Annotated in this window: 9 protein-coding genes and 1 pseudogene; 1 reads left to right on the top strand and 9 read right to left on the bottom strand. The window is 37.7% G+C overall.

Annotation, left to right across the window (positions count from 1 at the left end; translation table 11 throughout):
* Positions 1-151 precede the first annotated feature (151 nt).
* The 8 genes from BFP75_RS08275 to BFP75_RS08240 are packed head-to-tail and all read right to left on the bottom strand — an operon-like array spanning position 152 to position 6839.
* A complete protein-coding gene (locus tag BFP75_RS08275; protein ID WP_099544772.1) occupies positions 152-817 on the bottom strand; it encodes a DUF4138 domain-containing protein in 666 nt (221 codons plus the stop codon).
* Positions 818-828: 11 nt separating this feature from the next.
* The gene (gene traM, locus BFP75_RS08270; protein WP_099544771.1) at positions 829-1794 is read right to left on the bottom strand and encodes a conjugative transposon protein TraM; all 966 of its coding nucleotides are present in this window, start codon (positions 1792-1794) and stop codon (positions 829-831) included.
* Positions 1784-2398, bottom strand: a complete 615-nt coding sequence (locus BFP75_RS08265) for a conjugal transfer protein TraK (protein ID WP_099544770.1) — start codon at positions 2396-2398, stop codon at positions 1784-1786. Before BFP75_RS08265 ends, traM begins: the two co-directional genes overlap by 11 nt.
* An 18-nt stretch (positions 2399-2416) precedes the next feature.
* Entirely contained in the window at positions 2417-3256 is an 840-nt protein-coding gene (locus BFP75_RS08260) for a hypothetical protein (protein WP_099544769.1), read from the bottom strand.
* Complete coding sequence (locus tag BFP75_RS08255; protein WP_099544768.1) at positions 3256-3864, bottom strand: conjugal transfer protein; 609 nt, start codon at positions 3862-3864, stop codon at positions 3256-3258. The genes BFP75_RS08260 and BFP75_RS08255 overlap by 1 nt, the downstream gene beginning before the upstream one ends.
* Complete coding sequence (locus BFP75_RS08250) at positions 3861-6275, bottom strand: TraG family conjugative transposon ATPase (protein ID WP_099544767.1); 2415 nt, start codon at positions 6273-6275, stop codon at positions 3861-3863. The genes BFP75_RS08255 and BFP75_RS08250 overlap by 4 nt, the downstream gene beginning before the upstream one ends.
* Positions 6262-6546: a hypothetical protein gene (locus tag BFP75_RS08245; RefSeq protein WP_099544766.1), complete on the bottom strand. Its 285-nt coding sequence runs from the start codon at positions 6544-6546 to the stop codon at positions 6262-6264. Before BFP75_RS08245 ends, BFP75_RS08250 begins: the two co-directional genes overlap by 14 nt.
* A gap of 5 nt (positions 6547-6551) precedes the next feature.
* On the bottom strand, positions 6552-6839 hold the full coding sequence (locus BFP75_RS08240) for a hypothetical protein (protein ID WP_074669635.1): 288 nt from the start codon (positions 6837-6839) through the stop codon (positions 6552-6554).
* A gap of 153 nt (positions 6840-6992) precedes the next feature.
* Here BFP75_RS08240 and BFP75_RS08235 point away from each other — a divergent pair, with 153 nt between their 5' ends.
* Positions 6993-7691 (top strand): N-acetylmuramoyl-L-alanine amidase, encoded by a 699-nt coding sequence (locus tag BFP75_RS08235; protein WP_240531740.1) that lies wholly within the window; start codon positions 6993-6995, stop codon positions 7689-7691.
* Positions 7692-8027: 336 nt separating this feature from the next.
* On the opposite strand, the pseudogene BFP75_RS22355 reads toward BFP75_RS08235, so the two are convergent.
* Positions 8028-8151, bottom strand: a pseudogene (locus BFP75_RS22355) (IS256 family transposase); the annotation flags it as partial.

Raw genomic sequence — 8151 nt, 5'->3', positions numbered from 1 at the left:
CCGCGTTTTTGGAGTGCCTTCAAAAAACCGTTGAGCTCGTCACCGGTCTTGAACTGTTTAAAAAAATTGTCGTCGAATAATTCCTCGTTCTTCATAATGGTGTGAAAATTTAAAGTTAAAAAAATAGCGGGGGCATGCCCCCGCTATTTTTTTATTTACACACTTTATGAGATAGTCCCTCTTGTGGCAAACGTTGAAATGAAGATTTTCGCTTAGTGTTTCCATTTGTTCTGTACACATTCAGATAGTCGATTTCAAAATTGATTCCGGATGTATTCTTTACCTCAATAACCAAATATACTTCAGAACCATCATATACCATTTGTTCCAACTCTAACTTGATTCCTTGTTTTCGTTTTGTTGCAATAGCTTGAGATTTAGATTTCAATAGATAATCACAGGCTCTTTGGAAATAGGGTATTCTATTTTCATCGGTAACGATATTTGTTTTTGCTTGCTGAACTGGCTTATCTAGTGGAGCTTCGTTTCCTATACTTTCGTTCGCAGCAACAAAATAGTTGAGCTTTGAAAGTTTTTCCGAATACTTTAGAATATAGGAATACACGCTACCATCACTGGTGACGGCGAATAAATTGCTTTCTAAACCTGGTTTTGCCTGTAAGAGTCCAAAATACTGTTCTTTTTCCCGGTTGTATGTGAAAACAAAATGAGAAGCTCCAGTGATGCCTTGCCGTATGGGGCTAGGGAAAAATAGGGCGACGTTTTTCTGGTCGTTGGCATAAATGGTATCCAATGGCCGTTGTGCCGTTATCGAAAACGACAATGCCAGAGATAAAAAAAGAAGTGTTTTTTTCATGGTATTGGTCTTTAATTGAATTGAAATTTATTCTGTTGTTTTGAAACTCTTAGAATGAGTTTATAATTATCGAGAACGGTAACCTTTACATTTCTTTGGTTTCGCCGAAAAACGTTTTTTATACCTCTGACTTGAGGTACCCCGGGTATGTTGATATCCTCGACCATATCTCCAAAGACTTCATTTGTGATTTCCGCCCTAAAACTATTTTCGATATAGATGCCTTCACTACCATCTTGATAATCGTGAGCCTTCAGTTTAATAGGTTGATGATTTATCTGTTCAATATTTATTATGGTTCTATTTGGCTTAAAACTCACGAATCCATAAATGAGAGTGTTTTTACCATAGTGTTCTCCACTTATGTTGGAAGCTTTGTTTAACCGCATCTGCAATCTGTAATTGTTTTTGACGGTTTGGGTACCATCCACTCGCACATTAATGAAGGTGTCGGTTTTTAGCACATTCATATCATCATTTTCAATGGGGTGCGAAGCAAAAAAGAGTTGATGCTCCAAGCCTAATTCCTTGGCCGCAACATCTTTTTCTTTTTCCTCAATGAATGCCATAGTGTCTTTTGGAACTACTTGAGTGGATTTTGTTGCCTCATTGTTCATATTGAAGTTTTCATATTTTCTATCGGAATATTCAATTTGTCCCTGTTGATATATGCTATCTACGATGCGCATCTTTTCCTTGTCCAATAAATCGGGATCATATACCCCTGTTGAGTCCAGCAGCCGTTCATCATAGATACTTGGGGCATTGGTCTGTCTAGCTTCTTTTAAGTCGTTTAAAGCGTCTAATTTGGAATCATATTCCTTTTGATCATCTTTTAATTCCGGTATGGGAACCTGATTGTTTTCCAAAGTTGGTTCCTGGTCTTCTTCTAAAACTAATAGTGCATATCCTCCTATAAAAAGTAGAATGCAGACTAGCATGATGGAAAAAATAATTTTGTTCTTTTCAATTCTCATCGGTTATTTTCTTTAAGCTGTTTTCAAAAAAATTGGTAATCAATAATCCGTGTGTATTTTTTGGAAAGTTTCTATCCACGTGGATTATTTTGCCTGTTGTCGTCAATTCATAAGTATCGGTAATAGTTCCACGGTTGATTTCAAAGATGGTCTTGGTTTCAAATTCATAGGGCTCATTTTGTAAATCGACTTTTGATTTTACGCTCAATACTTTTTGGACCAATGAGTATTGTAGCAAACGGTTATAAACCCCATCAGCCTTTTTTTGCCGGTATAGGGCATCCACGGAACTGTTTCCCAACCACAGGGCCTTTTCCAAATTCTTTTCGTAATTACTTGCATCGATGTTGTAGAAATAGGTGTGAAAAAGTTCCAAGTGTGCTAATGTTTCCACATTTAAATTCTCTCTTTGGGAAACCATTTTTAAGGGAATAACACTTCCATTGGTATTGACAACAAAGGCATTGTTTACGGATTCTTTATGGAGTTTTATCACCATCACTATGGAGACGATACAAGTAAGCACGGCTCCGATAATAACCGATAAGACGATAAAACGGTTGAGCTTTAAAATGGAATAAATATTCTTATAAGGTGTTTTCATATAGTTGATTCTTGATTTTTAACCTGCGAACAGCCTAAAAGTGAACGAGGTCGCTCTACTGTATAGTTTGAATTTTAGGAATACGATAAACCCTATGGATCCTAATTGCAAAAGCGGAGCAAAGAAATTACTTCCCCAATCCGTCCCAAATAGGTCGTTCCATAAATTGGCATTGATTTCGGTATAGAGATTATTCACGAATACGTTTACCAGGAAAAAGGCTGGCACCAACATATACACACCGGCATAAAGCTTAAAAAAATTGTAGGCCAGGGAACGAAACTTTTCAAAAACGGCTAGACTGATAACTAAAGGGAAAAAGGCCTGCATAATTCCCAATAAAAAATAGCGTTCCGCTAAGAATATGGGGTAGATGAATAAATCCAATATCCATAGGAATACCCCGATGATAAAGGACAATATCTTGAGTCCGTATAAAGGGGTAACCAAAGCTTCATAGAGCAATGCCCACGCTTTTTTGGCGGCATCCCAAACACCAACATCCTGTTCTATATCCATATCTTGCATCTGCAAGGGTAGGAGGGCCGGTGCCGTATCACGGTATTGGTTTTCTATTGCTACCAATAACGAATCAAAAACACCCAATACCTGTGTTGAGAAGATGACCAATATGACTATGGCAAAATTCTTGGCCAGATCAGTAGGGCTTAATCCCCAAGTGTACCCTTCATCGGTGGCCACACCTTCATTGTATTTTTTTAGGATGTTGATTAGAAAGAACAACACCGCAAGTGTTTTCATTCCAGCAATGGTGTATTGCGAAAAATCACTGTTTTTAATGGTTTGAAAAACAGTGTCCACATATTCCAACCCTATGCCTAAAAAAATCCCTGCCATTAAAAATCGCCTTCTCGGTTATTGATTTTGTGCTGCATTTCTCGGAATTGGATAATCTCTCGATATCGCCTAGTTTTTTGCTCAATTTCCGATACCATTTCCTTAGACTGTAATTCCTGCTCTTTAAGGACTTCTGCACGTTCGGCATCGGTCATCTTCATATGGTCGCTCGATAAGATTTGATCAACAAACTCCATTCCCGCGGTGGCATTTTGAAGTATGGCATTAAATGAATCCGAAATACGATTTACTTCTTCGGGTTTAATAAAAGGGGAATTCAAAATTTCTCTTAGATCATTTTGAACCACCGCGTACAGGCGTTGGTTGTTCTTTGCAAGTTCCTTTACCGCTTTCAGTTGCTTGATAACATTGTTCACCTTATCAATATTTTCCTTTTGTTCCTTTAAAAACTTCATGGTCTTTATGATGTTCGAGGTCTGCTTTCCTGCCTCTAGAAGTTGTTTGGCAAATGAGATAAAGTTGACGTTGTCATAAACTGGCATTCCTTGGGCCCCGGCAATGCCGGGAGATAGGAATAGGGCCATGGTTAGGGTGATGACAATGATTTGTGCACTTTTCCTTAGGGTCTTTTTCTTTTTTTCTTTCATTCTTTCTTGTGTTTGAGGTTTATAAATTCCTTAATTGCTTCCTCCATTTTATTTGTCTTTTTATAAATGGCCATTATGTCCTCGTTTTCTTTGCCATCGGTTAAATAGGCAGCGTAAACTTCAGGCGGTACTTCCAAGCGGAAAATGTTACTTTCCTTCCCTATTTTGATAAACATTTCTGTGTACTTCCGTGGCCCGGCCAGATTGTTCTTGATGGATTTTAACTGGTTCAGGTCATGGCTGGAAAGATTGAGACGTTTTACGATTTCGTCATATCCCTTTTCATTGTTCAGGCTATAAATGACCTGTGTGTTTTCAAGGATACTTGCCGAAGTTGAGTTGTTAGGTAATTGATTGATGGATTGCAAAATGATACCGATAGCACCATTTTGTTTCCGGATGGCCTGATAATAAAATTCTACACTTTCGAGAACATTGTCAAACTTCAATTGTTTGGCAAACTCATCAAATAGGATAATGCCTTTCTCAGCCCGGTTCTTCCATATGGTGCGTTGGATGGCTGTTTTTATCAGTTTCAGCATTACCGATAGAATTTCCTTGTTGTCCTTTACTTCATCCAGTTCAAAAACAATAAGGCGCTTATCCTCAATTTTATAGGTTTGGTCTTCACTAACCTCAAAAAGGAAACTGTAAAGGCCATCACCAACATACTCGGACATGATGTGGAGGAAGTTCGTAATGTTGAAATAGTCCGGATGGATTTTAAGGGTTTTTAATAGGGTATCCTTATGTCGCTCAATAAAGTCGTAGAAGCTGCTTAGCGAATGACCCATTGAGGTTTGCTTGTAGTAGTGACGGAGAATTTTCTTAACGGATACCGACTGTGCTTTGGTCACTTTTAAATCTGAAGCGAACAGTTCAAAAAGGAAAACCGAAAGGTCTTCCAACCGTTCTGGAGTTAGGTCATTCTTATCGTTGATGAAGAACGGGTTGATGCCCAGATTCTGCCCACTTTCGTAACGGAGCACGGTGTATTTTTCCGGATATAGCTTAGCAAATTTGGTATAGGAACCACCAAGGTCTATGATTACCAACCTCACACCACTCTCAAAATACTGACGCAGTATGTTATTGGCCAAAAAGGATTTCCCTTCGCCGGTAGGTGCAAAAATGGCAAAGTTCCTGGCCTTGATGCGTTTCTTTCGTTCATCCCAAACATCTTTTAAAACTGGTATGTTGTATTCCCGGTCATTAAAGATGATTCCTGTTTCGTCCGATTTGTAATTCGTGTTATTGATGAGTAGGCATAGTGCATGCTTTAAGTCCGTTACGTATAGATCCTCGTTTGAAAAATTCGAGGAGAACGCACAAAAACTGTTTAAAAAATAGTTGACACGTTCTTGCCCTCTGGGATAATAAGGGAGAATGTCCAGCTCCTTGAACTCTGCTTTTACATGAGAGGTAATGCCATCTAGCTTTTTAAGGTCTTCATGCCAATACATGATGTTGATCTGGCCGCGTATGACACGGGCATTGTCATCAGTATTTATTTTGTCGAGAATGTGCTGAATTTTTCCTAAAACAACCTTGTTTTGAGATCCAAAATTGGAGCTCTTTTTAAGTTCCTCTATTTTCTTGTCCAGTAGTTTCCGCCATTTCTGTTTATCGTCCAGAAATAGAATTTGGTTTACAATATGGTTCTCTTTCAAGGTCAGGCCAATGCCATCTATAAAACCTTGGTGGAAAACAAAATCGTCCGAAGTAAAACGTTCGTTGGTCTTACTGCTAAGTACATTTTCTCCAAAACATACTTCACTATTGACGGCAAGAATGTCAAAGTGATTTTCACCGATATTGATGTTGTCTTTACCTAAAAGAATATCGGTATCACAACCTTCATTAAATCCGTTAAAGTAGCCGTGGGTCAGTTCCAAGATTTCATCGGAAATTAAAGGAGTAAGTACAATTTTGCGACTATTGTTGACAAAAGAAACTGAATCGGTTACTGCGCTAGTAAACCGGTTAATGTTTTCGTCCAGTTCCATGGGAACGGAATTCGATATCTTTTTAAACGGATTTACATATTTGGCATTATTGAGCGTTTTGTTCTTCGGCAGTATAAAGAACAGAAAGCATTGATGTTCCATAAATTCTCTTCCCTTGAAGTGTTCGGAAGTGGCTTTCGCCAAAAAGGTATCGTTGGGAAGTTCTTCAGCTGCGTACGATTTCTTCAGATAGGCATCTTGTTTATGAACTACCGTACCTACGGGTAATGATTTTAGGGCCTGAAACCAAGCCCCGTGCAAATCCTCAAAATCTTTTTCAGAGAGGGAATAGATTTCAGGGAGGTCTGCTTTGTAGCAGAGCACCACATTACCATTATTGGCAAATAATACATTCTTGCGTATGTCTAAAATAGGATGGTTAGATGCCAGATTAAGCTTCTTCATAATCGAGTAGTGTGGATTTTTTATTGGTAATGATTTTTGGGAAAGTATGGGTAAGCTGTAAAAGTTGAGGACGTTGGGCCATACGTATGAGTACTATATATAAGCCGCAATTGAAGATGATTACGCCAGCTATAATACCTAGGCCAAAAGAGAAGATAATGACCAACAAAGATGCTATTATAGACACGATTAAAAGGGCGAACAATGATACAGGGAGCCCAAATATCATTGCCCGCTTTCTAATGTTCTTGTAAACTTCGAATTTCTTCATAAGGGCTAGACTACAATGCTTATGAGATAGGTAAAGATGCCAACGACTGCACCGGCAATAAGTACAAAGACGAGAACACGTGTAATTCCTTTTTTAAGGTCTGCGTTTTCGCCAAAGAAATGACCTGCATTAAATAGGAAACCTATCAAGAAAATGACGCCAAGAATTATTGGAAAAATGGTTCTAATGGTATCGGAAACATCATTGACGGAATCTTCGATTCCTCCGATTTGGGCAAAAATAGAATTAGAAATTAGCAATAGTAATAAGGTTGGATACAGTGATTTTTTCATGTTGAAATGGCTTTAAAATTAGACTGATTTTGTTATTGGAAAAATACTGTATATTGTATTTTAAAATATTGAAAATCAGTTATTTGTGAATAAAATATTATTTGATATGGATTGTATTTATTTGATACGAATTGGCATCAAATTGTATGAAAATTGGAAAGAGCTATGTTGATAACCTTAAAATTTTTGAAGCGGGGATCGCTCAGAAACGTCAAACTTTGGCTGCGCCCCCCTCAAGTCTTTGTGATTTTGATGCTACAGGGCTGCCTAGTTTTCGCTCAGCAAAAAGTGATTGTTATTGATCCCGGACATGGTGGAAAAGATTCGGGTGCTATAGGGATAAATCAACTTCATGAAAAACGGGTGGTTTTAGATATCGCCAGGGAAATTTTGAAGCTTAATAAAACCCTTTTTGAGAATAGATTTGATATATACCTGACTCGATATAAAGACACCTTAATTTCTTTGAGAGATAGAACAGAATTGGCCAAAGCGCTAAATGCCGATGTGTTTATCTCCTTGCATTGTAATCATGCTAATAATTCAAGTGCTAAGGGAGTGGAAGTATACGTGCATAATTCTAATTCTCGATTTACTGATGGTGCTATTGAATTGGGATCAGCCGTTTTGAATGAGAGTACTATAAACTTAGGGTTTAAAAAGAGAGGTGTCAAGATTGCCAATTTTCAGGTGCTACGTGAATCTAATCCCTATTACCCTGCTGTACTTTTTGAAATGGGATTTGTCACAAACAAAAATGAAGCCGATTATTTTCTAAAAACCAATAATATAAGCGCTATGGCTTTAGCGATCATAATGGGGGTTACTAACTATTTAAATATTGGACTATGAAGGAAATTTATGTTGAGATTGTTAAGAGTTTGATTATCATAATTTTATCAGTTACGAAAACTATTTATTTAAATTTGAAGGCGATTTTAAATAAACTCTAATTGAAGATCTAATGCTTGTTGAATTAAAGACATAGCTGAATCTAAATTGGTTTGATTATCAATACCTAATTCTACATCACCATTACCCCAACGACCTAAGCCAGATACATCTTTACATAGATTATCAGGATCCTTGATTTCATCAAAATCAGCATTAAGTGATAGTCTTAATCTTCTTTTTTGACACTATCCCACCAAGTGTGTAAGTTAAAAATAACGAGGGTTGGACTTTTATCTAAAGTCTGACCCTTTTTTCATAGATTGTAAGGAACTGGTTTAAAATTATGCCCCAGTTCCTGATGGGCATGGACCACTTCTTGGTGGCCTCCCTTGTTGCCAAATATACGGATTTCATCACC

The sequence above is a fragment of the Maribacter sp. 4G9 genome (assembly GCF_002742265.1).
Taxonomy (GTDB): Bacteria; Bacteroidota; Bacteroidia; order Flavobacteriales; family Flavobacteriaceae; genus Maribacter.
This window is presented reverse-complemented; position numbering and strand designations above follow the sequence as displayed.

What these genes read in the sequence shown, in the direction of transcription:
- BFP75_RS08275 (WP_099544772.1), bottom strand. Translation starts at nt 817, where the DNA reads ATGAAAAAAACACTTCTTTTTTTATCTCTGGCATTGTCGTTTTCGATA.
- traM (WP_099544771.1), bottom strand. Translation starts at nt 1,794, where the DNA reads ATGAGAATTGAAAAGAACAAAATTATTTTTTCCATCATGCTAGTCTGC.
- BFP75_RS08265 (WP_099544770.1), bottom strand. Translation starts at nt 2,398, where the DNA reads ATGAAAACACCTTATAAGAATATTTATTCCATTTTAAAGCTCAACCGT.
- BFP75_RS08260 (WP_099544769.1), bottom strand. Translation starts at nt 3,256, where the DNA reads ATGGCAGGGATTTTTTTAGGCATAGGGTTGGAATATGTGGACACTGTT.
- BFP75_RS08255 (WP_099544768.1), bottom strand. Translation starts at nt 3,864, where the DNA reads ATGAAAGAAAAAAAGAAAAAGACCCTAAGGAAAAGTGCACAAATCATT.
- BFP75_RS08250 (WP_099544767.1), bottom strand. Translation starts at nt 6,275, where the DNA reads ATGAAGAAGCTTAATCTGGCATCTAACCATCCTATTTTAGACATACGC.
- BFP75_RS08245 (WP_099544766.1), bottom strand. Translation starts at nt 6,546, where the DNA reads ATGAAGAAATTCGAAGTTTACAAGAACATTAGAAAGCGGGCAATGATA.
- BFP75_RS08240 (WP_074669635.1), bottom strand. Translation starts at nt 6,839, where the DNA reads ATGAAAAAATCACTGTATCCAACCTTATTACTATTGCTAATTTCTAAT.